Below are 24,301 nucleotides of genomic sequence, written 5' to 3'. Positions count from 1 at the left end.
TTTATCTTTGTCGCGCATTTGCATCCAAAAACTGCCCTACACTTTTTGGAACGCGCTTAGTCCTGCGGGAGTCCTGCCATGAGTGACGATATTCTGGTCGAAGAAATCCCCGAAGCGGTCACGCCCACGCCGTCGGGTGTGCCGCCACGTCCGGGCAAAGGGGCCGCACGCCACCGCTTAGAGGAAATCCTGCGCGTCGATCATGCCGGTGAACTGGCGGCCGTTCACATCTACCGCGCCCAGAGCATGGTCTTTTCCGCGACACCTGAGCGGGCGTTAAGCAACGACCTCAAGCGCATGGAATTTGAGGAACAGGTGCATCTGGATCGCTTTAATGCCCTGATGCGCGAACACGACGTCCGCCCAACGGTCATGACACCGGTCTGGCGACTGGCGGCTATGGGGCTTGGGGTCGGCACCGCGCTGCTGGGCCCAAAGGCTGCCCACGCCTGCACCGAAGCGGTCGAAAGCGTGATCGAAAAACACTATGCCGAGCAGATCGAAGACCTGAAAGACCGCGAACCCGACCTTGCCGCCGAACTGATGAAGTTCCGCGACGATGAGATAGGCCATAAGGATCATGCGGTTAGTGCCGGCGCCCATCAGGCCCCCGCCTACCCGCTGCTGTCGGCGGTCGTGCAGGCCGGTTGTCGTCTGGCGATTAAGATCAGTGAGAAAATATGACCATTGATCCCGATAAGGTGCGCGCTTTCAGTCTGCGCCATCTGCACGGTAAGACACCCGAACTATCGCTGGGAGATCGTGCCGCAGACCGGATAGCCGCCATCGTCGGCTCGTGGCGGTTCATCATCATTCAGTCGGTGCTGCTGTTCGGCTGGATCGTGGTCAATGTCTTTGCCTGGATCAAGGCATGGGACCCGTATCCGTTTATCCTGCTTAATCTGGCCCTGTCATTTCAGGCGGCGTTTACAGCCCCAATCCTGATGATGTCGCAGAACCGTCAGTCGGACATCGACCGCGGTAAAGCGCAACTGGACTACGATGTGAACCTGAAGGCCGAACTGGATATCGAAGCCCTGCACCAGAAAATCGACATGATGCGCGAAGATGATATCAACCGGCTGATCAAGCTGGTCGAAGTTTTGTGCGAGGAACGTAACGCCCGTTTGGCACAAGAGACAACAAAACCCGACTGAGTCAGATATTCATAAATTCAAGGCTGTGCCGGAGCTTTTCGATGATGGTTTCGCGCACATCATCATCCAGATCACCCAGTTCCAACTGCACATCGCCATTGGCCGCGACCCGAACCGTCACCGGCTCGCCCTGAAAGGTGAAGCGCGTCACTTTCGGGCCAAACAGGCGCTCACGCCGTGTTTCCAGATTGACCTTAAGCGCCGACTGTAACGCCGCATCAAACTCGTCACGCTTAACCGCCTTGTAACCTTCGGCTGCCCGTTCCCCCGACAACGCAAAGTGCAGAACGCCGAATTTACGGCGATCCAGCTCAAACCGAATGGGCATATTTTATGCCTCCAGCAAAGTGTCCCAATACAGGTAATCTACCCAACTTTCGTGAAGATAGTGAGGCGGAAAACGACGCCCCAGCTCCTGTAGCTGATACATTGTTGGCCGGTGTGGGTTTTTTGTCGGCATCATACGTGCCTGCTGGGGAGTTTTTCCCCCTTTGCGCAAGTTGCACGGCGCGCATGCCGTCAGGATATTTTGCCAGGTCGACTTTCCGCCCTGAGATACCGGCACCACATGGTCAAAGGTAAGGTCATGCCGCGCTCCGCAATACTGGCACGAGAACTTATCGCGCAGGAACACATTGTAGCGCGTAAAGGCCGGTGGACGGTTCTGATCGATGTAGGATTTAAGAGCAATAACGCTGGGCAGGCGCATCGACATAGACGGCGAGCGGATTTCAAGGTCGTAGGTCGACACCACATCGACGCGGCCTTCGTAAACGGCCTTAACGACTTCCTGCCACGGACGGGTCGATAAGGGATAATAGCTCAGCGGCCGGAAATCGGAATTGAGCACAAGGGCGCGCCAGTCCGAGGGGGGGCTTTTTAAGATATTCATCGCCATCTCCTTCGCATCGCGTAAGGGGTCAGGGCGGGTAAGCGACAGGGTTTGGGGAAGACGCGGCCTCCTTATGTGTCGTTATGGGTTATCCACATCGATATTAAGAACCTGATTCACCGAAAAAGAAACAGTGAAATTTATGCGACAGCCGCTATGTTTCCCAAATGACTTACACCACCCGCTTTGCCCCGTCACCGACCGGATATCTGCATCTGGGCCATGCGTTCAGTGCGCTTACGGCGTTTGAAGCGGCGAGCCGTCACGACGGTGCGTTCATCCTGCGCCTTGAGGATATCGACCATACGCGCTGCCGAACAGAATATGAGCAGGCGATCTATGATGACCTGCTCTGGCTGGGGCTTGACTGGCCGGAGCCGGTTTTGCGCCAGAGCGAACATATGGCCGACTATCAGGCCGCCCTTGAGCGCCTGAAAAGTATGGGACTGGTCTACCCATGCTATAAGACCCGCAAGGAACTGATGCTGGAGGCCTTAAGCGCCCCTCAAGACACCCCTCCTCTGCCCACTACCGATACGCCGCTGGATCGTGAGCCAGCTTGGCGGTTATCCCTGCCCGAAGCCCTCGACTATCTGGGCTCACGCTGGGATGGGCTAGGGTTTGAAGAACAAGGTCGCGGCGGACGCGGCGAGCATGGCTGGCAGGCGGCCGATCCGTCGATAAATGGCGATGTCGTTCTGGCGCGTAAGGATGTCGGCATAGCCTATCATCTGGCGGTCGTGGTCGATGATGCCCGTCAGGGGATAACCCATATCCATCGCGGCCATGACCTGTTTGAGGCCATCCACACTCAGGTTTTGCTTCAGGCCCTGCTAGGTTTACCTACCCCGCAATATCATCACCATGCCCTGCTGCTGGATGACACCGGCCATCGTCTGGCCAAGCGTAAGGGCTCGAAATCCATCCGTGATCTTCGCAATGAGGGGATGAGCCCGGCCGACATCAAAGCCCTGATTGCGAGTGCCGCCAAAACATAAAAAACGCAGGCTCCGTCTGGAACCTGCGTTTTCTGATTTCTGATTTAAAACCGCTTAGAGCAGTTTCAGATCAACCGCTGCAGTCTTGCCACGCTCGGATTGCAGTTCGTAGGCGATCTTTTGACCATCAGCCAGACCTTGCAGGCCCGCGCGCTGAACGGCGGAAATGTGCACGAACACATCTGAACCACCGTTAGACGGCTGAATGAAGCCGAAGCCCTTCGTTGAGTTAAACCACTTGACTGTACCTTCAGCCATGATGCTCTCCTTATCTAAAACGAGCTGTTATCGAGGTGGGAAGCGCACTTCCCGTAGACAATCGCATATCTCGGTAGCAGTTAGTTTGAGATCTGGAGACATGGCCCCAAAAAGGAACATATCACCGGAGCCCGTGGTATCGGCAGCCAGACTAACGAATTGTGCGAGCATTAAGACAGCGGTTTTTTTAGCGGTCAAATAAAAACACTGTAAAACCGCCCGTCTGCTCATAAAAAACCCGTGAGATTCATCAGAACAATGTTATCCAATGCGCGTGGTGGCTAAAAAATTGGCCAGCCCCCCTTCTGTGGCGCGCCTGCCTAGGCTAGATATCAATCCGCGTCTTTTTCTGCCGGGAGTCCCTCTACCCTATGCGCGCCTCCGTCCTTAGACGCCTGTTCCTTAAGCGGGTTTTGTCACTGCCTCCGGCCGTCCTGCGCTTTCTGGCGGGCGGCAGCGTCGTCCATGTCGATGGACGCACCCTTGATGCGCAGATTCAATTTCTGTGGCGCACCTATCTGAGCAGCCAACAGCCGACACCGCTGACCTTGAACGGAAGTCCGCTGGAGCTGGCCCGCCAGGAGTGGCGCGACGCCGCAAACCTGATGTGCGCCCCTCTGGATGGGCGGGTGCGTATCGAGCCGGTCGGCAGCACAACCCAGATCAGCGGCCAGATAAGCGCCCCGATCAGCGGACAGTTGATCCGCCCGCTTATCATAGCCCCCGATGCACCATTGATCGTATTCTTTCACGATGGCGGCGGGGTGTTAGGCGGCAGCGAATTGTCTAAAAGCTTTGCCACGCTTTTGGCTGCTGAAACCAAGAGCCCGGTCTATTTACCCGACTACCGGCTGGCACCCGAGCACCGCTTTCCGGCCGCATTAGAGGACGCGCGGATGGCCTATGACTGGGCAGTGGCCAATGCCGTCTCCCTGGGGGTTATGACCGGTGCGGTCGCGGTGGGCGGACAATCGATTGGCGCATCTCTGGCCACACGGCTGTGCCTTGACCTTAAGCGCGAGTTCAAGTCCCTGCCGGTCGCTCAACTGTTGATTTCACCGTTGCTTGATCTGGCGGATGATACGATTGCTGCCTCGGCCTATGCGAAAAGCTGGCCGGTGTCGTCGGCGGATATCGCCACCCTGATCGATCACTACGGCGGTGCCGGCATCGACCTGACTGCGCCGCAGGTGTCGCCGCTGAGGGAATCTGTGGTCGTAGGACAACCCAAGGCCCTGATCGTGGCTGGTGGCCTCGATCCCGTCGCCCATCAGGCCGAGGCATGGACGCGCCGTCTGATGGAGGCCCGCACCGAGGTGGTTTATCGTCGCTACGACACCCTGCCACACAGCTTTCCTCTATTTACCGATGTCGTCGATACGGCCCGCAGCGCCGCTTTAGATATTTCGCAAAACTGGCTGAAATTACTGGCGTAATGGATACCGTCTTAACCTTGCCCCACAGCTTGGGAAATGTGGGTAAAGCCGTCGGCCCTCAACCACTTGACCAGATCGCGCTTGATGCGGTCTATCAGGCCCGGCCCTTCATAGACCAGCGCCGAATAAAGCTGCACCAGTGAGGCCCCGGCCCTGATCTTGGCATAGGCCCGTTCGCCGGAATTGATACCCCCTGCCCCGATCAGCATCAGTTTACCTGCGGAGGCGCCATAAGCGATGCGCAGAGCCTGCGTCGATAACGCAAACAGCGGCTCCCCCGACAGACCGCCGCTTTCACCAGCATGGGCGGACTTAAGCGTGTCCAGCCGCTCAAGCGTCGTATTGGAGATGATCAGCCCGTCCAGCTTATGATCGATGGCGCTTTCGACCGTATCCACAATCTCCGCTTCATCGAGGTCAGGCGCGATCTTGAGAAAGATCGGATAGTTGGTGCCGGTCACGCTTTTCAGATCATGGCGCGTCTCGGCAATGCGCGCCAACAACTCATCCAGATGCCCGCGCCCCTGCAAAGCCCGCAGACCCGGCGTGTTGGGGGACGAAATATTGACCGTAAAATAAGAACTTAAACCCCACAGAGTTTTCAGCCCCGTCACATAGTCGGCCATACGATCGGTCGCGTCCTTATTCGCGCCAATATTGGCGCCGATGACCGCATGGTTGGGCCGTCCGGCATAGCGGCTCAGGTGGCCGGAAAAGACCTCAAGCCCCTTATTATTAAAGCCCATGCGGTTGATGACGGCTTCGTCTTCTTTAAGGCGAAACAGACGCGGCCGGGGGTTGCCCGCCTGCGGTAGAGGTGTGACCGTACCACATTCGACAAAGCCAAAACCGGCGCGGATCATGGCCAGCGGCACATCGGCATTTTTATCGAAACCGGCGGCAAGCCCCACGCAATTGCCAACTTCAAGCGCCCCGCCCTCATAAGGAATGGTTACACTCAGTTCCGGCGGATTGTAATCTGACGATGGCCCAATGCCCGTCACATTGCCCAATTTCAGCAGATGCAGGGTGGCGATATGAGCGTCTTCGCCATCAAGGGCGTGCAGGGTTCTGACGATGGGTTTAAAAAAATCCATCAGGCCGGTTCCTCATCGGCGCCAATCAAATCCTTGGGCTTATAGAGGCCATCATAGGTCGGGCGGCCCGCCACATCGACTTCGAATACCGTCGCGGTCGCGGTCGGGTAGCTGTTGCGGATACGGTCCGTAACCTCAGGCCCTGCCGCCCCTTCATAGAGATACTCCGCCACCAGATACTGCACGCCCGGATTATGGGCGATAAGCAGCAGGCACTCACCGCGATCCTCATGGGCCTCGATAAACTGACGCAGTTTGCGCGAGTCGGCATTATAAATGGCGTCGTTAACTTCGGCGTCGATCCCGCCAAACACGGCTGATACCTGCTCAAAGGTCTGGAGCGTACGGTGGGCCGAAGAGACCAGCGCAAAATCAGGCTTTAGCCCATAATCTTTAAGGGCCAGCGCCACCGCCGCCGCTTCGCGCAAGCCCCGCGGGGCCAGATCGCGATCGAAGTCCTCGCCGCTTTCGGCGTCTTTTTCCGCCTTGCCGTGGCGCATGATAATCAGATGTTTCATGAAGGGTGATATGGCCCAAAATCTATGACTCGAAAAGCACAATCAACGGGTCTCAACTTAAAATTTCATGCCTTTTCGATCTCACGCGCTGTCGGCACGGGCTTCGCCCCCAGGGCCTCACGGATATCGCTTAAGATCGATTTGTCAGCGGACTTTTGAGTCAGCGCCACAAACGGCCGGCGGCCCGCTTCCATCAGGATCAGCCCGCCATTCATCGGCAGCACGTTCGGAACGATCATTTCAATCGTCTTTGACCAGCGCGTCAAGGCCCGCCACGGCGGCGTATAAAGCGCATAGGACCAGGCCAGCGGCTCAAGCTCAGCACCGCGAATAGCGGTTTCAAGCTGCATGCGGCTGTAGGGCAATCCGTGGCCAAACGGGGTTTTTTCGGCATGGGCCCAGAATCCGCCGCGCGCCGCCACCGCAATAATCAGACGGCCATTGGGTGACAGCAGGCGCGACGCCTCCAGCAACAGACGTTCCGGATTTTGCGCTTCTTCGAGGGCGTGGATCAGCAAAATCCGGTCGAACAGGCCGCCCGAAAACGGCAGAGCCTGCTCATCGACCAGAACCGAGCGCACCCGCAGGTCTTCGGGCCAGATTTCAGCGCCTTGCGCCGCCGGCATGGCCGCCAGAACCCTTCGTGCCTTGGCAAACGGGGCCAGATACGGCGTGGCATAGCCCAGCCCCAGCACATCGAGGCCGGTCACATCATCCCACGCTTCCATCAGCTTATCGCTGACCATCTGGCGGGCCATCATCCCTTCGGGGGTGGTATAAAACCGGTTTAAATCTTCGACCGAACGGCGCACGGGCTACGCAAATCCTTATAGGAACTATTCTTTTCAGGGCATTATGTTAGCAGCAATTCCCCTGAACATACAACCGTCCCCCTATTTTACACATGGCCATTCTTTGACAATAGGGCCATTCTTTGACAATAGGAACGGCCGCACTTACATAAGCGACATGGCTCTTGATATCCGCGTCTTCCCCTGTCTTCAGGACAATTACGCCTTTTTAGTCCGCGATCAGGCGACCGGACAGGTGGCCACTATCGACACTCCCGACGCGGACGTGATTGCGAGCGGCGTTGCGGATCTGGGTTGGGGACGGCTTGACTACATCTTCAACACCCACTGGCACGCCGATCACACGAACGGTAATCAGACGCTGAAAGACCGTTTTGGCTGCGAGGTTTTAGGCCCGCAGGAGGTCACCAAAGTCGCCCCTCTGGATCAGGTCATACACCCCGGCGACGAGGTTGTTCTGGGGGAAACGCGCTTTGAGATTATGGATCTGCGCGGTCACACCGCCGGGCAAATTGGCTATGTAAACCGCAACCTCAAAGTCGCGTTTGTCGGTGACTGCCTGTTTGTGCTGGGCTGCGGGCGGCTGCGCGAAGGCACGCCCACCGACATGTGGATGAGCCTGACGCGCCTGATGACCCTGCCCGAAGATACGCTTATCTACAGCGCCCATGAATATGCGCTCGACAATCTACGCTTTGCCGAAAGCCTTGATATTCATGATGATCTGGCGGTTCAGGCCAGCGACATACGCACCCGCCGCGCAGGTGCCCTGGCCACCGTACCCTCGCGCCTTGGCGATGAAATCCGCGCCAATCCGTTCCTGAAACTCCCGCTCATGGAGCCGGATTTTGACGCGCAGGCGAACCGCTTTGGCGACCTGCGCGCCCGCAAGGATCAGTTTCGCTGAATCTTTACCAAATTGCCACAAATTTGCCGCAAGTAGAAACCTATCAAGGCCACATGACTTTACGTCAAAAACTTGCGCCGGTTTCAGTTGCAACCGTGATGAAAACAGGGCATAAAGTGAGCATAAGTAACCTGCGTATTACCTGAACACATGATTCCCGCCGCCTTTGCGGCCAAACCCTATCTCTTGCGCAGCCTGTCATGTCATCGATATTTGACATCGTTATTTCCTTTATCGCCGCGCTGATTGCGGCGGCCTTTGCGCATTTTGGCGCTTCGGAAATACCGGTCGGTCGCGGCGCACCCGCCTCCACCCCGCCGGAAGCTTCGTCTTACGCGCCGCCCGTGACGGAAGTCGCCCCAGTGTCCGCGCCGCAACCACCGTCGGCACCCCTGGCCCCGCAGCCCATCAGCGATATCCATAGCGAACCGGCGGATGCCGAAGCCGACCACATGGCTGCCATTGCCGAACGCGCCGAATATGAAGCCGAGATTAGCGCGCACGAAGCTGATATGAAACTGCACGAAGCCCAGATGAAGGCGTTCGAAGCTCAGATCGAAGCCGCAGAAATGAAGCCCCACGCGCGCCCGATATCACATCCGGGATCACGTCTGTCGTTCCGCCATGACGGTAAGTCGCTTAGCGGCGTCACGGTTACCCTGCCGCAAAGCTTTGCCACCGAGCCTTTCAACATCGAAGCCTTTACTATACCACCGATTGATCTGGCGTCTGTTGAAGCCGCAAAAGCCCACGCTCAGCAGTTGGAACTGGTCGCGCAAGCCGCCTGCGCAGCGGCCGAGGCCGAACGCGCCCGGCAAATGATGGACCCGACCGCGCATCCGTCAGGCGATATCATTCTGTGAGTTATAAAATGCCGCTAAGGTTCGGCATCTCCACGAAAAATTGACAAAAATTTTGACAAACCCCTTTACCATACGCGCCGGTTGAGGATAGCGTTTCCCCTCATGGGATAAGCCAACCCGATGAACAATCCGGATATGGCTCAAAGGTGCCGTTTATGAAATTCAGAACCCGTCCGCCGCTTAATCTGACCGCGCCGCAAGTTGATGGCGAGGCGCGTGAGGCTGAAACCCATACAGCCTTCTCACCTCACGCTGATGATATTTTTGATGACGTGGCCACCCCGACGCCGCCCCCCGAAGCCAGCCCGCCGGTTGCCGCGAAATCGGCTAGTCCGGCACAGGCCCGGTCTTCGGAACTGCAACCTTTGCACACCCCCACCCGCCGTCAGGAAATGACGGTAAATTCAGGCCCTTACTGGGTTGGGGCCACCTTTGTCAGCCTGCTGTGGGCACTGGGGCTGGCCGCCTTTGCGCTCGGTGCCGAAGCCCAGCTTGACGCCTTTGTTACCGCCCCGCTCAAGGCCATCATTCTGGTCTTTATGGGCCTGTTCCCGGCGGGCATGGTGTTCGCCTCGGCATTCCTGCTGCGTCAGGCGGCTATTCTGGCGCGTGAGACCCGCCGCGCCTCAGACCTTGCCGACTCCATGGTCGGCCCTGCCGCCACCGCCGCCAATAATGCCAGCAAACTCGTGGAAAACCTGCGCCATCAGGTCGATCAGGCCGTGCGCGCCGTTCAGATGGCCCACCGCGACTTGACGACCCTGGCCAACCAGATGAAGTCGGAAACCGACCGTATCCTTGATGCCGCCACGACCGCGCAAGACACAACCCGCGCCATCACTACCTCTCTCGGAGGAGAACGCGACGCGATCTATAAGATGACCCAGGTGCTGGATGGTCAGGCTCAGGGCGTGATCGATGCGGTCGACCGGCAGGCGCGCATGGTCGCCGATGCCTCAGACCTCGCTCAGACCCAGCTTCGTGAAGCCGAAGCGACGCTTGCCGCCCGCGCCGCCGACCTCGCCAGTGTCGCCGCCGACGCTCAGGCCACCGCCAGCGCGATATCGGACGACCTGAGCCGCCAGACCTTGCGGCTGGAAACCGCTGGAAACGGCGTGGTCGATCAAATCCGCACCGTCGAAGAAGGCCTGTCGCAACAACGCGCTGGTTTAGTATCGGCGGCGCTTTCCCTACGCGCCGATCAGGAAGACTTCGCCCAGCATATCGAAGGCCAGCGCAACCAACTGACCGACGCGCTGATGACCGCCCGTCAGGCGACCGTCGATCTGGGCGAAACCTCATCGCGCGGGGCCGATGTGCTGCGCGATCTGGTTATCGCCGCACAGGAGCATCTGCGTCAGGCGATAGGCGCGGCGGAGAATGAGCGCACCTCATATGAGACGCGCATCCATTCAACTCTGGCCAATATTTCGACCATGGCCGCTGACGCGCGCGATGAACTGATTGCGGAAACCCGTCAGGCTCTGGAGGCCCTCAATATCGCCGCCGAAGACGCCCGTCGCACTGCCGATGCGGCGGCAGGTTCCGCCCAGTCGCGGGTAGACCGTCTGAATGAAGCCCTGTTCGAAGCCGGTAAAAAAGCTGATGAAGCGTTCGACAGCCGCTTTGCCGCTGCCCGCCGCCTGATTGAAAATTCCGCGGACCTGATCAATGAAGCCGGTGACCGCACCGCCGAGCGGCTGGATCAGACCTTCCAGCACGCTCAGGCCGCCATCACCGATGTCGCCAGCGCCATGAACGGGCTTTATGCCCGCGCCGATGAATTGCCGCACATCGCGCAGGAACGGATCAATGAAATCCGCCGCAGCGTCGAAGACGGGCTTCTGGCCATGACCGAATCTGCCCGCCGCGCCGCGCTTGAGACCGAAGCCGTCGATCAGAAGTTTCAGGAGCGGGTGCAGCGCAACTATGAAATGCTCCAGGAAACCGTGCGCATGATGGGTATGGTCTCCGGGCACAGCACGGCGCCGTCGGCCTCGACCTTTGCGCGCCCGCCGCTTCGCCCCACCGATACCGACGCCCGTAAATCCTACGGACAGCCCGTGCGTCCGGCACAGACGGAACCTGTTCGGCCAGAGCCCACGAGATCAGCCACGGCTCCGGTCGCTCAGCCCGCACCTCAACCGGCGCCGCGCCGCGTGGCCCCTGAGCCGTTTGATCCGTTCGTCGCCCCGCCCGCCAAAGACATAGCCCGTGAACCGGCGCCCGCCCGCGAAGCCCCGCGCCCGCCAGCCCGCCCGGTATCGCGGGATGTTATGTCGGCCCCGTTTGAAGCCCCCGCCGCACCTCAGCCGAAACCGGTCGCTCAAACCTATGAGCCCATCCCGCCGGAGGCCCCAGCACCGCGGCCGCGCCTGCGTCTGACGCCGCTTGAGCATGATGTCGACGACGACATGCACATCCCAGCCCCTCAGCCTGAGCCGCAAGTTGATCCGCGTCAGGCCAAGTCCCAAAGCGATGGCTGGTCCTGGCGCGACCTCCTCGGCGGTATGAACAGCCACGACCCGCGCACGCCGCGCCGTCAGGAACCGGCAGCGCCGCCGCTGGAACTGGACAACGATGAACCGCCGGCCCCGCCGCCCTATTCCTATCAGGCGGCGCAGGAGGCTCTGGCCAATGCCACACCTGCCCTGCCTGACGCCGAAGAGTTTGATAACCTTGATGACATGCTGATCAACGAAGTCTCACGTATGGGGATTGATGCCAAGGCCCTGATCACCCGTTCGCGCCTCGAAGAAGCGGTCGCGGCCATCGCCACCGATGACAATGACACGGCCCGTCGAGTGATTGTGCGCGTCGCCGCCGATCCGGTGCACCGCCTGTCGCGCCGCCTGAGTGCGGATGCCGAGTTGCGGGAACAGGTCAATGATTTCGTAACCTTCTATGACCGTCAGATCAATGTCGCCCTGCTGACCCCAGAACCGGAAGCGGCCCTGATGGATGTGCTGGCCAACGATACCGGCCGGGCATACCTGCTGTTCGATGCGGCGATCAGCGACCTTTCCTGATGACCGCGTTTGTTATTGAGGCCCAAAGCTGGCCGATTGCGGGCCGGTTCACCATTGCCCGCGGATCGAAAACCGAAGCGCAGGTGCTCTATGTCGAACTGCGTGACGGAGATCACATCGGACGCGGCGAAAGCGTGCCCTATGCCCGATATGGCGAAAGTATCAACGCCTCTATCGCGGAACTTGAGGCGATCCGGGCGCAGGTTGAGGCGGGCCTCAACATTGACGCTCTGCAATCTTTGTTGCCCGCCGGGGCGGCGCGAAATGCGCTGGATTGCGCCCTATGGGATCTGCGTGCCAAGCAAAACGGTGTGCCCGCGTTCAAAACCGCCGGATTGCGTAGCCTGTCGCCGCTCAAGACTGCCTATACCTTAAGCCTGGATACCCCCGAAGCTATGGGCGCGCAGGCTGCGGCCAATACCCGCCGTCCGATCCTGAAACTCAAAATCGGTGGGCCGGATGATCTGGACCGCGTTGAGGCAGTGCGGCTGAACGCCCCTCAAACCCGCCTGATCGTAGACGCCAATGAAGGGCTGGATTTCGAGACCCTGCAACGGATTGCGCCAGAGCTTAAGGCGCTGGGGGTGGTGCTGATTGAACAGCCCTTAACGGTCGTGGATGATGAGGCTCTGCTGGGTTACACGTCGCCGGTGCCGCTGTGCGCTGATGAAAGCCTGCATACCTCGGCCGATCTGGAACGTTGTGCGCGGCTTTATGAGTGCGTGAATATCAAGCTTGATAAGACGGGTGGGCTGACCGAGGCGCTGAAACTCAATCAGGCCGCCCGCGATAAGGGACTGATGGTCATGGTCGGTTGCATGGTGGCGACGTCGCTGTCGATGGCTCCGGCCATGATCGTGGCCCAAGGGGCTGATTTCGTGGATCTGGACGGGCCGCTGCTGCTGGCCAAAGACCGGGAATATGGTCTGGGGATCGTGGGTTCTATGCTGGAACCGCCGTTACCCGAACTTTGGGGCTAAATCATCTCCTTCTCCCCGCAAGCGGGAGAAGGTGGCCCGACATCTTTGATGGCTGGCCGGATGAGGGGCAAAAACCCATGTTCAGCATGTTGAAAGCTTGTTAAGGCCCCTCACCCTACCCCTCTCCCCGTCATTCTGATTGCCCTATCGCTTCGCTACTTGAGGGCACGGGGAGAGGGAACTAAATAGAGCCATACAGCAATGCCAAGACCGGCCAATGAAAGCCCCGCCATCAAGCCGTAACCACCCGACCCGATACGGTCATAGACGGCGCCTGATGCCAGCGTCCCTAGTCCCATCATCACCCCGGTCGTAAAGGCGGCACTGAGGCTTTGGGCCAGACCGCCCAGACGGCGCGGCGACAGGGTCTGCACCAGTTCAAGCCCGGCCAAATAGATGGCGGCAAAGCTAAAAGCATGCAGGGCCTGAACGAACCACAGCACCGACAGCGGCGGCGACAGGGCCATGATCCCCCAGCGCACCACGCTTAAAATCCCAGCCAGAACCAGCATTCGCCACGGCCCGATGCGTCGTCGCCAGTTTAGCGTCAGGCCCATATAGGCGACTTCGGCCACCACCCCTACGGCCCACAGATAACCGCAGATGGTGCCGCTATAGCCCTCACCTTGCCAAATAATGGTCGAAAAACCGTAATAAAAACTGTGGGAGGCCTGAAAACAGCCCATCGCCACCACCACCCACACCAGGGTCGGATTGGCCAGCAGGACTTTCAGCCGTACCACCCCGCTTTCATGCGGCCCCTCTTTCGCAACCTTATCCACGTCTGGTAAGTCGTCCTTGGATTTCGGTTGCAGAATAAGCGCCGCCGCTGCCGATATTCCCATCCCCGCCAGCACCACCCACACCCAAATGATATCGGGCGTCAGCAGGGTTAGCAAAAACCCCAGCAGGATATTGGTCGCGACAAACACCGCCGAACCGATCGCGCGCGGAAAGGTGTAGGCAAAGCCCTCTTTTGCTGCCAGTTGAAAGGTCATGGCGTCAATCAGCGGACTGACCGAAGTGGTTAGCGTATACCCCACCGTCCACAGCACCAGAAAACCATAGAATTTATAATCGCCAAAGGCCGGTGACGCCGCCATCAAAGCATAAAAGATCGCTCCCGCCAGCGCCAGCCATATCATCGGCGTCCGGTAAAGCCTGAAATTATCGGCCCACACGCCGATGATTGGCCCGGTAACGGCCCGCAGCAACAGCGGAACAGCGAGGATCAGCCCGATCTCAGCCCCGCTTAAGCCCTGGGACTGGAACCACAGCGGCATGTACGGCAATGACGCGCCGGTGCCGATATAGACAAAGGTGTAAAACAACGCCTGACGCGCGCGCGTCGACAGATCAGGGCGCGGCGATTGCGGGTCTTTGCGGGAAAAAGGTATTGTGATCCGTGACATTTCAGTCTTTGATAGGCCTTACACCTGCCCATTACCATCGCAACTGCCTCAAACGCCACTTGATTATGACCGATTCCCTCAACCCCAGACCCGCCAAGGGCCTCTATCCCGCCATAGAGCCGTATGATCAGGGCTATATGGCCGCGGGGGGCCGCCACCGGATCTATTATGAGCAAAGCGGTAACCCGGACGGCATTCCGGTCGTGGTGCTGCACGGCGGCCCAGGTGGCGGTACCAGCCCCAATTTGCGCTGTTACTTCAATCCGAAACTCTACCGCATTATCCTGTTAGATCAGCGTGGCTGCGGGAAATCGACACCGCATGCCTCAAGCGATCCTGACCTGAGCGACAACACGACCTGGCATCTGGTGGCCGATATCGAGGCCCTGCGGCAAAAGCTTGGGATTGGGCAATGGGCGGTGTTTGGCGGGTCATGGGGGTCGACACTGGCGCTTTCCTACGCCATCAGTCACCCGGACAAGGTGATGGCTCTGATCTTGCGCGGCATATTCATGGTGCGGCCAAAGGAACTGAAATGGTTCTATCAGGAAGGCGCCAGCTACCTGTTCCCCGATATCTGGGAGGATTTCGTGGCCCCCATCCCCGAAGATGAGCGCCACGACCTGATGGCCGCCCACATCCGTCGGCTGAACGGTGATGATAAGGCAGCACAAGCGGCCTCGGCTCTGGCGTGGAGCGGCTGGGAGGGGGCCACCCTGTCGATCGAAGGGCCGTCTGATACGCCGTCAAAATTCACCGATACCGAATTCGCGGTCGCCTTTGCCCGCATTGAATCGTGGTACTTCCAGAACAAGGGCTTCTTTGAGTCTGAGACCTGGATACTCGATCACATCGACCGCATCCGCCACATTCCGGCATGGATCATTCAGGGCCGGTTTGATGTGGTCACCCCGATGGACAGCGCCTGGGCCTTGCACAAGGCGTGGCCGGAAGCGCGCTTTAAGCTGATCGGCAAGGCCGGGCATTCGTCCTCTGATCCGGGGATATTAGAGGCGCTGGTGGCGGCCTGTGATCAGGCGGTTGAGGTATTGGGGTAGGTAAAGAGCCCCCACCACCACATCTCAATCGCTGCGCGATTTCGTGCGGTCCCCCTCCCCAGTAAACTGGGGAGGTATAAAAGTTCTGCCCCCCGGCTGGAAAATCGTGAGATTTGAGCCAGTTAATACGCAGTCTGCGCTTGCAGGTAGTTAGTCTACCTGCGGCGCTTGTCGGCTATTATCTGGCTCAAATCTCACGATTTTCCCTTATTCGAAGCGGGCGAAGATCGAATTCTGGCGGGGTAGCTCCTGGTATCTATGCACCCTCACACCCTGGATCAGGCCAAAGCCCACCATCACCGTGAGCATGACCGAGCCGCCATAGGACAGCAGCGGCATAGGCACGCCCACGACCGGCGCCAGCCCCATGACCATGGCCCCGTTGATCAGCACATAGACGGCAAAGGTGGCAATTGCCCCCGCCACGGCCAGTCGGCCAAAGTGGCTATGGGACAACATGGCAATGCGCAGGGCCATGAAAATCACCAACCCGTAGAGCAGAAATACCGATGCCCCACCGACAAAGCCCAGTTCTTCGGACACCGCCGCCATGATAAAGTCGGTGTGCTTTTCCGGCAGAAAGTTTAGTTGCGACTGAGAGCCCAGCCCCAGCCCCTTACCCAGCAGCCCACCCGACCCCATGGCGATCTTCGATTGCAGGATGTGGTAACCCGACCCCGACGGATCGGATTCCGGGTCAAGAAAGGTGGTGATGCGCTTGGCCTGATAGTCGTGCAGGACGAAGGTGAACACAAACGGAATAGCGACAATCCCTGCCCCCGCAGCCGTCGCAATCGCTTTCCAGTTCAGGCCCGCCGCCACCATGACCGCAACACCGGTGATCAGGATCAGCATGGCGGTGCCGAGATCCGGCTGGTGTGCCACCAGCGTAAACGGGATCAGGATCATGAAGATCGGCACCAGCAGTTTCCACGACCAGTTGGCGTCCTTAGCCGAATTTTCATGATACCAGCGCGCCAGAGCCAGCACGATGGCCAGTTTCATGAACTCAGACGGCTGAATATCAGTGATGCCGATATCGAGCCAGCGCTGCGCCCCCATCTTGACCTTACCGAACAGTTCAACCGCCACCAGCAGCAACAGCGATCCACCGTAAGCCCAGTAACTTATGCTCAGCCAGATACTGAGATTGATCATGGACAGGCCGATCATGACCACGAAACACAGCCCAAACCGAAACAGATGGTCATAGGCCCACGGGTCCCACGACATGCCACCGACGCTATAGAGCACCAGTGAGCCCATACCGGCGATCAGGGCCATCATCAGGCACAGCGTCCAGTCGATCTGGGCAAACTTGTTCTGATAGCGTTCGCGTTGTCCGGGGCGTGTCAGTGCGCTTTCGGCCATAAGATACCTTACTGCGGTGGGATAGCGTCGGGCGACGGGTTGATATCAAGCGGTTCGGGGGCCGCATCGGACGTCAGCGGCTGATCCGGTGCATTGGCCAAATTCGGATCAACCGGCATGGGCTGAATGATGCGGGCCTGCATTTCAGGGTCCTTGATCAGGGCCAGCTTCATGATCTCCCGCGCTTTCGGGGCGGCAAACATCGACCCGCCCATACCGTGCTGGACGATGACCGCAATGGCGTATTTTGGATTATCGGCCGGGGCAAAAGCGACAAACAGGCCGTGGTCACGCAGCTTCCACGGTATGCCTTCGTTGCGGCGGTTAGTCACCTTATCGTAGGAGCGCACCTGCGCCGTGCCGGTCTTGCCCGCCATTTCGATATTGCCGAGGTTCAGCCGCGAATTGCGATAGGCGGTGCCGGTCACATCATTGGACACGGCGACCATGCCGGCGCGGACGATATCAAGATGCGCCCTTGAGAACGGCAAGTCCTTGAAATCCTTGAACGGAACCTTCTCGACTTCGCCGATTTTTTTGACCAGATAGGGCTCAACCGCCTTCTGGCCATTGGCGATGCGGGCGATATAGGTACATAGTTGCAGGGCTGAGGTCGTCACATAGCCCTGACCGATGGCAACCGACAGGGTTTCCCCCGGATGCCATTTCGGATCGTTCTTAAAGGCCGTGCGCTTATATTCACGGTCAGGAATGGTGCCGCGCTTTTGACCCGCGATTTCAAAGTTTTCAAAGACATGGCCCATCCCCAGCGCACGCGCCGTCTGGGCGATGCGGTCAGGGCCGGCCTCAGCCCGATTACACATATGGTAGAAATAGACGTCGCATGAATTCTTAATGGCGTCATGCATGGTCTGCGGGCCGTGGCCACCGCGTTTGTGGCAAGCAAAGGAGCGATTGCCGTAGCGGTAGCTGCCTGAACACACCACCCGCTCTTCGGGGTTTATGCCGCCCTCAAGAAAGGCCAGAGCCGTCGCGACCTTAAATGTAGACCCCGGCGCATAGGTCGAGCCAATGCACTTATCCAGCAGCGGCAGGCGCTCATAGTCGCGCAACAGGCCGTAAGCCTTGGACGAGATCCCCGACACGAACAGGTTCGGATCGAACGACGGCGCCGACATCATACACAGCACTTCGCCGGTGTGGATGTTCATCAACACCGCCCCGCCGGAATCTTCGCCAAAGACCTCCAGCGCGCGTTGTTGAATTTCGGCATCCAGCGTCAGGACGACATCTTCGCCGGGTGTGGCCGGACGCATGCCGTCTGAGTCTTCGGCAATGATATTGCCGGTGGCGTTGACTTCGATCTTACGCGCTCCTGCCACCCCGCGCAGGTCTTTGTCAAAGGCCTTTTCAATGCCTTGCTTACCTATACGAAAGCCGGGATGCAGCAGGATGGGATCAAGCTGTTCTTCGTCGCCAGTGGCGGCGTTTTCGGCCTTAAGGTCTTTGTCGGAAATCTTACCCACATAGCCGATGACGTGCGAAAATGCGCCGCCGTAATGGTACACGCGCACCTCATCCATCGACACATCGACCCCCGGAATGGTCGAGGCATAGAGGTTGACCTTGGCGAAGTCTTCCCAGTTCAGGTCGGTGGCAATCGCGGTCGGGGCAAAGCGCCTGCTCTGGTTGATGTCACGCAGAATCGCCCTGCGACGCAGCAGGGTCTGCGGCAGGACATAAGCGATCTGATCCAGGGTTTCGTCGATATCCTTGACCTGAGAGCGCATCACCAGCACTGAAAAGGACGGCCGGTTTCCGGCAATGACCACGCCGTTACGATCAAGGATTTGCCCGCGCGGCGGCGGGATCAGGCGGTAGTTGAACTGATTAGCCGAGGACAAACGCCGGTACTTGCCGCCTTCAATAAGCTGAAGCTGCGCCAGCCGTCCGGTCAGGGCAAACAGGCCAAACGCCACCACCCCGCCCATCAGGAAGACGCGCCGCGAGAACACGCCCTGACGTTCGTTGACATCGCTGAAAATGATCGAGGTTTCAGCCATCTATGCCATTACTCACTGAAAGCGCACATCGGCGTGGACGTAAGACTCAAGCAGCCACAACACCAGAAATACCGACGCAAAGGTCGCCAGAGCCTGCTCGAACACGCTGATCAGACGCGGCACCATACCGGAATCGATCGTCGCCATAAGGGTGGTCAGGATAAAGAAACCGATGACCGCCACGCCATAAAGTCCGGCGATGACCATCATGTCCTGCCCGACCATATACCCGCGCAGCAAAAAAATCACGCCGTAGACGATCATCAGCGACAGGGTCCAGAACCCCAACGGTGCACCCCAGAAATAATCCAGAAACGCGCCCATCAGCGCCAGCACCAACGGCGCAACGTAAGACGGGCGGATCAGAGGCCATGCGAAAGCCAGGGCGAGTGGCAATACCGGCTCCGGCAGGTAAAGGCCGAACACCTTCATCGGCGTAGCCAGCACTATGGTCGCCGCCAGCACACCCAAAGCCGGCCAGCCGATCCAGTCAAGCGGACCGATCATGCGCTGGGCCATGCCTTTGCGCACGCCGCGATCAAGCGTCACCTTAAGCGGCGTCTTGATAAACGGCGTTTTCAAAAAGGCACCTCGGTCGAAGGTGTGGCCGCAGCGCTTTGGGTTTGGGCCTGAGTGGGCTGCGTGGCGGGTGTCTGCGCTGGGCGTGTCTGCGCCGGTCTGGGTTGTGCAGGTCGAGGGGCGGCCGGACGGGCCGCGGCAGAGGTCGCGGATGCTCCCGATGCCGGGGTGGCTGCACTAGACGTCGCGCCACCGGCTGGCGTTGTTGACGCCACACCTGCGGAAGATGCCGCCGCCCCTGCGGTCACAGGCTGCGGTATTGCCGGTTGCGGCAGAAGTTCGGTGATCTGCGGCGTCATCAACACCTGATCGGCTTCCGGGAACTGTGAAAAGTCTTCGTACAGCAGGATTTTCACAAAATCGATCGGGGCGCGGTTGGCATAAAGCTTAACCCGCCAGACCTTATCAACCCCCTGTACCGCTTCACCCACCGGCAAACCGCGCGGGAAGATGCCGCCGTCGCCGGAGGTCAATATCTGGTCGCCTTTTTTGACCGCATCCTTGCCGCGCACGAAATCAAGGCGCGGAAACTCACCGCCATCACCGGACATGACGGCGCGGGCATCGGAGCGGGCAATCATGATCGGGGTACGGCTGACCACATCGGTGATCATCAGCACACGGCTGACCTTGGGGCTGACGCCGACCACGCGGCCAACCAGCCCCTGATCGGTAATGACCGGATTACCAAAACGGATCTTTGCGTTCGATCCGGCATCAATCAGGCGATTATTATTGAACGGCCCGCGCGAGACCGAGACCGAACGCGCCGTCACCATCTCCACCGGCGGCTCGGTGCGCAGGTTGAGCAGCTTTTCATAGCGTTCGGAAATGTCTTTTTGCTGGAAATACATATCGCGATACAGCGACAGATCCTGCACCCGTTTTTTCAGGATGCGGTTTTCGCGCACGGCAAAGAAATAGTCATCGATCCAGTTGGCCCCGTCACCGACCACATGGGCCGGGGTGGCCAGCACGTTACTGGCAGGCCCTGCGGCCGCATCAAAGCCTGAGCGGTTGCCGTAGGAACGCCCCGACACTTCTTCGCGCCGGTCGCCCAGAAAGCTGAGCGCACCAAAGATACAGACCGCCGCCACCAGAGCCATTACGCCCCAGTTGACCGGCAGCTTCAAATGCTCGAAATGCTTATCCCCGTGCGGCACGCGACTGACCCCGAATCAAACGACTTTAGACTGGCCTTATAGCGCCGATTAGCGACAGAATTTAGGCTGATATGCTTACGACAGAGTGGCGTCCAGAATACCACGCATCCAGCGCGGATGCTCCAGCACGCGACCACAACCGATGGCCACGCACGATAGCGGATCTTCGGCGACTGATACCGGCAGACCTGTCTGATCGCGGATTTCGACGTCCAGACCGCGCAGCAAAGCCCCGCCGCCGGTCAGCATAATGCCTTTGTCGGCAATGTCAGCAGCCAGTTCCGGTGGAGTGGCCTCAAGCGCAACCTTAACCGCGTCAATGATTTGCGCGACCGGCTCAGCCAAAGCTTCTGCGGCCTGACGTTCCGAAATGCGCACTTCGCGCGGCACGCCCTGCATCAGGTCGCGGCCCTTGACGTCGATGGCCAGACCTTCGCCGTCATGGGGGACGCGGGCGGTGCCGATGTCTTTTTTGATACGCTCGGCCGTCGTTTCACCGATCAGCAGATTATGGTTACGGCGCATGAAGTTGGTGATGGCTTCGTCCATCTTATCGCCGCCGACGCGCACCGAACGCGAATAGACGATACCCGACAGCGACAGAACGGCCACTTCGGTCGTCCCGCCACCGATGTCGACGACCATCGACCCGGTCGGCTCATGGATCGGCAGACCGGCGCCAATAGCTGCGGCCATAGGCTCATCCAGCAGACCCACGCGGCGCGCCGAAGCATTCAGACACGAATCGTTGATGGCGCGGCGTTCCACGGCAGTTGCACCTGACGGCACGCACACGATCACCTTGGGGTTCACAAAGCCTTTGCGGTTATGGACTTTGCGGATGAAATATTTGATCATTTCTTCGGCGACTTCGAAGTCGGCGATAACACCGTCCTTCATCGGGCGGATGGCTTCCATGTGGCCCGGCGTGCGGCCCAGCATCTGCTTGGCCTCTATGCCCACGGCGTGAACCACCTTGCGGCCGCCGACATTACGCAGCGCCACCACCGACGGCTCATTGAGAACTATGCCCCGGCCCTTCATGTATATGAGCGTATTGGCCGTCCCCAAATCCATCGCAATGTCGTTCGAGAACCCGCCGAAGAAGCCTTTAAACATAGAATACAACCGCTTTTTGAAGTCTGATCAGAATTACTTTTTAATCTGCGCCCGAGCCGCCACAGCGGTCAAAGACACCTCATCCGGACGGGGCAGACAGGCTGCAAACCATGCACATAAACCATATGCCCGATGTCAGGGAGACAGTCACTTGCCCTTAACTGGAATCAATTGCAAGCGACAAGTTTAAAAAGATGATTCAAAATAACAAGGCCCGTTTAAAAGCCTTTGTTTTTCAGGACTATGATGAAATTAAAACCAAAAAATAGTGGCGCAAACCCACCACCCTATTGCGGCTTTTTTCGGGCAGCACCTTAAGAGGCCGGACCTCGCCCATTTTCGCGCCATTTCTCGATCAGGGTGCGTGCAAAAATCATCAGCGCCATCCACGCCAGACCGATGACCGCGATCAGGGCCGCCCCCTTCCAGTCGCCGCCGGACGTCAATCGCGAAAACGACGATCCGAACAGGGCGACCAGTGCTGTCTTAGGGATAGAGCCCAGCGCACAGCCCAGGATAAAGCCTGAAAAACGCGCTTTAGACACGCCGAACGCCATATTGACGATGATGAACGGTGCCGACGGAACATTGCGGACGATAAACGACGCGCTGAACGAGTTACGCCCGATATATTCCGACAGGCGCTGCATCCGTTTGCCCTCGATCTTGGCCAGGGTATCTGCCCCGATAAACCGTCCGGCATAAAACGTCACGGCGGCTGAGACGATGGTGGCGACCCATGAATAGGCAAAGCCCAGCCACGGCCCGAACGCCACCACGCAGGCGGCGATCAGCACAAACTGAGGGGCGGCAATAAAGGCTGAAATCGTAAAGACCGCGATGACAATGAACACTGCCCACGGCGACTTGGAATAGTGCGCCATCCACGCTTCGAGTTCATGGGTCAGTTCATGGCCGATATCGGTCTTACCGATCATGAACACAAGGCCGACGCAGGCAAACAGGGCCAGCGTCACCCACACGGCGCGCATGACCTTTGAGTCCATATTGGTCAGGAAGGACCACACATTGTCCCAGAGGGCCTTGAGGCTTTGCACCATAATCAAAATATATCCGCAACCCGTCACAGCGGTAACTACCGCGTGTGACGGTGACTTTTGGGGCACTTAAACCCGAAAATGACACCTATCAACTGATTTCGGCTACTCAAAGGCGCAATAGATGATAAAGCCGCCGCAACGTCAGCAACTATGACTTCAGGGATACACCTGTCCCGTCTTATTCACATTGACCTAGCACGAATTATCCGCAAATGAACTTTGACGAGTGGACAAACGACACGGGGCGCGTAAAGAGAATTTTGAGCTTTACCAGCGGCACGTCAAATCCGCTGACCCGTAGCTTCGCAACCGATACACCCATACCTTCCGCAGGAACGCTCATGGCCCCCTTTTCCGAATCCGAAACCCTGAAACGCGTCAAGCCGTCACCCACGCTGGCCGTCACCGCCAAGGCCCGGGCGCTTGCCCGCGAAGGCAAGAAGGTCATTTCCCTTGGTGCCGGTGAGCCGGACTTTGATACGCCGGAAAATATCTGCGACGCGGCGATCAAGGCAATCAAGCGCGGCGAAACCCGCTACACCGACGTTGACGGCATCCCTGAACTGAAAGCCGCCATCGTGGCCAAGTTCAAGCGTGAAAACGGTTTGGATTATGCGACGACACAAGTGTCCGTCTCTCCGGGCGGTAAGCCGGTCATCTATAACGCCATGATGGCCTCGGTAAACGTCGGCGACGAAGTGATTATTCCGGCCCCGTACTGGGTGTCTTACCCTGACATGGTGCTGCTGGCGGGCGGCACTCCGGTGTTTGCCGTCGGTGAAATGGCCGATGGGTTCAAACTGAAGCCGGAGACCTTAGAAGCCGCCATCACGCCCAAGACCAAGTGGCTGATCCTCAACTCACCGTCCAATCCGTCGGGTGCGGCCTATACCGAGGCTGAGCTTAAGGCGCTGGGCGAAGTGCTGAAAAAGCATCCGCAGGTCTGGATTCTGACCGACGACATGTATGAGCACCTGATCTTTGATGGTTTCAAATACACGACCATCGCGCAGGTCGTGCCGGAACTTTATGGCCGGACGCTTACCATGAACGGCGTGTCCAAGGCCTATTCGATGACCGGCTGGCGCATCGGCTATTGCGCCGGCCCTGAGCCGCTGATCAAGGCGATGTCGAAGATCATTTCGCAATCGACCTCCAACCCTTGCTCCATCGCCCAGTGGGCGGCGGTTGAGGCGCTGAACGGGCCGCAGGACTTTATCCCTGAGCGCGCCGCCGTCTTCCAAAAGCGCCGCGATCTGGTGGTCGCCGGTCTCAACGCCTGCGAAGGCATCACCTGCCCGACCCCGGAAGGCGCGTTCTACGTCTATCCATCGATCGAGGGTGTGATCGGCAAGACCGCGCCTTCGGGCAAGGTCATCATGACCGATGAGGACTTTGCGTCCGAACTGCTGCAAACCGAAACGGTCGCCGTCGTTCACGGCGCGGCGTTTGGCCTGTCGCCGTTCTTCCGCATTTCCTACGCCACGTCCGAAGCCGTCCTGACCGAAGCCTGTGAGCGTATTCAGCGCTTCTGCGCCAGCCTGAAGTAAAGCCAAGATGCCCCCCT

23 protein-coding genes are annotated in these 24,301 nt (G+C 58.8%); 10 read left to right on the top strand and 13 right to left on the bottom strand.

What is annotated here, in order from left to right:
• The first annotated feature begins 78 nt into the window (after nucleotides 1–78).
• Together IE102_RS07740 and IE102_RS07735 are read left to right on the top strand one after the other, a co-directional pair.
• On the top strand, nucleotides 79–684 hold the full coding sequence (locus IE102_RS07740) for a demethoxyubiquinone hydroxylase family protein (protein ID WP_189485813.1): 606 nt from the start codon (nucleotides 79–81) through the stop codon (nucleotides 682–684).
• Complete coding sequence (locus IE102_RS07735) at nucleotides 681–1,157, top strand: DUF1003 domain-containing protein (RefSeq protein ID WP_189485812.1); 477 nt, start codon at nucleotides 681–683, stop codon at nucleotides 1,155–1,157. The genes IE102_RS07740 and IE102_RS07735 overlap by 4 nt, the downstream gene beginning before the upstream one ends.
• Before the next feature lies 1 nt (nucleotide 1,158).
• On the opposite strand, the gene IE102_RS07730 is transcribed toward IE102_RS07735, so the two are convergent.
• Entirely contained in the window at nucleotides 1,159–1,485 is a 327-nt protein-coding gene (locus IE102_RS07730) for a hypothetical protein (RefSeq protein ID WP_229807616.1), read from the bottom strand.
• A 3-nt stretch (nucleotides 1,486–1,488) separates the two neighbouring features.
• Nucleotides 1,489–2,049: an HNH endonuclease gene (locus IE102_RS07725; RefSeq protein ID WP_189485811.1), complete on the bottom strand. Its 561-nt coding sequence runs from the start codon at nucleotides 2,047–2,049 to the stop codon at nucleotides 1,489–1,491.
• Between the two features lie 167 nt (nucleotides 2,050–2,216).
• Here IE102_RS07725 and gluQRS point away from each other — a divergent pair, with 167 nt between their 5' ends.
• Entirely contained in the window at nucleotides 2,217–3,047 is an 831-nt protein-coding gene (gene gluQRS, locus IE102_RS07720; RefSeq protein WP_189485810.1) for a tRNA glutamyl-Q(34) synthetase GluQRS, read from the top strand.
• A gap of 54 nt (nucleotides 3,048–3,101) precedes the next feature.
• On the opposite strand, the gene IE102_RS07715 is transcribed toward gluQRS, so the two are convergent.
• Nucleotides 3,102–3,305 carry a cold-shock protein gene (locus IE102_RS07715; RefSeq protein WP_189485809.1) on the bottom strand — a complete coding sequence of 68 codons (204 nt, stop codon included), beginning with the start codon at nucleotides 3,303–3,305 and terminating at the stop codon, nucleotides 3,102–3,104.
• Between the two features lie 371 nt (nucleotides 3,306–3,676).
• Here IE102_RS07715 and IE102_RS07710 point away from each other — a divergent pair, with 371 nt between their 5' ends.
• Nucleotides 3,677–4,741 (top strand): alpha/beta hydrolase, encoded by a 1,065-nt coding sequence (locus IE102_RS07710; protein ID WP_189485808.1) that lies wholly within the window; start codon nucleotides 3,677–3,679, stop codon nucleotides 4,739–4,741.
• 11 nt (nucleotides 4,742–4,752) lie between these two features.
• Here the strand turns inward: IE102_RS07710 and IE102_RS07705 are convergent, their stop codons facing one another.
• The 3 genes from IE102_RS07705 to IE102_RS07695 all read right to left on the bottom strand — a co-directional run bounded on the left by IE102_RS07705 (nucleotide 4,753) and on the right by IE102_RS07695 (nucleotide 7,168).
• Nucleotides 4,753–5,838: a quinone-dependent dihydroorotate dehydrogenase gene (locus IE102_RS07705; protein ID WP_189485807.1), complete on the bottom strand. Its 1,086-nt coding sequence runs from the start codon at nucleotides 5,836–5,838 to the stop codon at nucleotides 4,753–4,755.
• The gene (locus tag IE102_RS07700; RefSeq protein WP_189485806.1) at nucleotides 5,838–6,356 is read right to left on the bottom strand and encodes a SixA phosphatase family protein; all 519 of its coding nucleotides are present in this window, start codon (nucleotides 6,354–6,356) and stop codon (nucleotides 5,838–5,840) included. Before IE102_RS07700 ends, IE102_RS07705 begins: the two co-directional genes overlap by 1 nt.
• A gap of 65 nt (nucleotides 6,357–6,421) precedes the next feature.
• Entirely contained in the window at nucleotides 6,422–7,168 is a 747-nt protein-coding gene (locus IE102_RS07695) for a class I SAM-dependent methyltransferase (RefSeq protein WP_189485805.1), read from the bottom strand.
• 157 nt (nucleotides 7,169–7,325) lie between these two features.
• Between IE102_RS07695 and gloB the strand changes: the two genes are divergently transcribed.
• The 4 genes from gloB (at nucleotide 7,326) to dgcA (ending at nucleotide 12,947) form a co-directional block, all read left to right on the top strand.
• Nucleotides 7,326–8,075 (top strand): hydroxyacylglutathione hydrolase, encoded by a 750-nt coding sequence (gloB, locus tag IE102_RS07690; protein ID WP_189485804.1) that lies wholly within the window; start codon nucleotides 7,326–7,328, stop codon nucleotides 8,073–8,075.
• A gap of 200 nt (nucleotides 8,076–8,275) precedes the next feature.
• A complete protein-coding gene (locus IE102_RS07685) occupies nucleotides 8,276–8,938 on the top strand; it encodes a hypothetical protein (RefSeq protein WP_189485803.1) in 663 nt (220 codons plus the stop codon).
• Between the two features lie 155 nt (nucleotides 8,939–9,093).
• Entirely contained in the window at nucleotides 9,094–11,967 is a 2,874-nt protein-coding gene (locus IE102_RS07680) for a coiled-coil domain-containing protein (protein WP_189485802.1), read from the top strand.
• Nucleotides 11,967–12,947 carry an N-acetyl-D-Glu racemase DgcA gene (gene dgcA, locus IE102_RS07675; protein ID WP_189485801.1) on the top strand — a complete coding sequence of 327 codons (981 nt, stop codon included), beginning with the start codon at nucleotides 11,967–11,969 and terminating at the stop codon, nucleotides 12,945–12,947. Before IE102_RS07680 ends, dgcA begins: the two co-directional genes overlap by 1 nt.
• A 155-nt stretch (nucleotides 12,948–13,102) precedes the next feature.
• On the opposite strand, the gene IE102_RS07670 is transcribed toward dgcA, so the two are convergent.
• Entirely contained in the window at nucleotides 13,103–14,359 is a 1,257-nt protein-coding gene (locus IE102_RS07670; protein WP_189485800.1) for an MFS transporter, read from the bottom strand.
• A 65-nt stretch (nucleotides 14,360–14,424) separates the two neighbouring features.
• Between IE102_RS07670 and pip the strand changes: the two genes are divergently transcribed.
• On the top strand, nucleotides 14,425–15,417 hold the full coding sequence (gene pip / locus IE102_RS07665; protein ID WP_189485799.1) for a prolyl aminopeptidase: 993 nt from the start codon (nucleotides 14,425–14,427) through the stop codon (nucleotides 15,415–15,417).
• Nucleotides 15,418–15,624: 207 nt separating this feature from the next.
• On the opposite strand, the gene rodA is transcribed toward pip, so the two are convergent.
• The 6 genes from rodA to IE102_RS07635 all read right to left on the bottom strand — a co-directional run bounded on the left by rodA (nucleotide 15,625) and on the right by IE102_RS07635 (nucleotide 22,734).
• Nucleotides 15,625–16,788 (bottom strand): rod shape-determining protein RodA, encoded by a 1,164-nt coding sequence (gene rodA / locus IE102_RS07660; protein ID WP_189485798.1) that lies wholly within the window; start codon nucleotides 16,786–16,788, stop codon nucleotides 15,625–15,627.
• Nucleotides 16,789–16,796: 8 nt separating this feature from the next.
• Nucleotides 16,797–18,812 (bottom strand): penicillin-binding protein 2, encoded by a 2,016-nt coding sequence (mrdA, locus tag IE102_RS07655; RefSeq protein ID WP_189485797.1) that lies wholly within the window; start codon nucleotides 18,810–18,812, stop codon nucleotides 16,797–16,799.
• A gap of 12 nt (nucleotides 18,813–18,824) precedes the next feature.
• Nucleotides 18,825–19,394 (bottom strand): rod shape-determining protein MreD, encoded by a 570-nt coding sequence (locus tag IE102_RS07650; RefSeq protein ID WP_189485796.1) that lies wholly within the window; start codon nucleotides 19,392–19,394, stop codon nucleotides 18,825–18,827.
• Nucleotides 19,391–20,554 (bottom strand): rod shape-determining protein MreC, encoded by a 1,164-nt coding sequence (gene mreC, locus IE102_RS07645; protein WP_189485795.1) that lies wholly within the window; start codon nucleotides 20,552–20,554, stop codon nucleotides 19,391–19,393. The genes IE102_RS07650 and mreC overlap by 4 nt, the downstream gene beginning before the upstream one ends.
• A 75-nt stretch (nucleotides 20,555–20,629) precedes the next feature.
• The gene (locus IE102_RS07640; protein ID WP_189485794.1) at nucleotides 20,630–21,673 is read right to left on the bottom strand and encodes a rod shape-determining protein; all 1,044 of its coding nucleotides are present in this window, start codon (nucleotides 21,671–21,673) and stop codon (nucleotides 20,630–20,632) included.
• Between the two features lie 314 nt (nucleotides 21,674–21,987).
• Entirely contained in the window at nucleotides 21,988–22,734 is a 747-nt protein-coding gene (locus IE102_RS07635) for a TVP38/TMEM64 family protein (protein ID WP_229807615.1), read from the bottom strand.
• Nucleotides 22,735–23,075: 341 nt separating this feature from the next.
• Here IE102_RS07635 and IE102_RS07630 point away from each other — a divergent pair, with 341 nt between their 5' ends.
• Complete coding sequence (locus IE102_RS07630; RefSeq protein WP_189485793.1) at nucleotides 23,076–24,284, top strand: pyridoxal phosphate-dependent aminotransferase; 1,209 nt, start codon at nucleotides 23,076–23,078, stop codon at nucleotides 24,282–24,284.
• Nucleotides 24,285–24,301 lie beyond the last annotated feature (17 nt).

This window comes from Asticcacaulis endophyticus (assembly GCF_014652575.1).
GTDB lineage: Bacteria > Pseudomonadota > Alphaproteobacteria > Caulobacterales > Caulobacteraceae > Asticcacaulis > Asticcacaulis endophyticus.
This window is presented reverse-complemented; position numbering and strand designations above follow the sequence as displayed.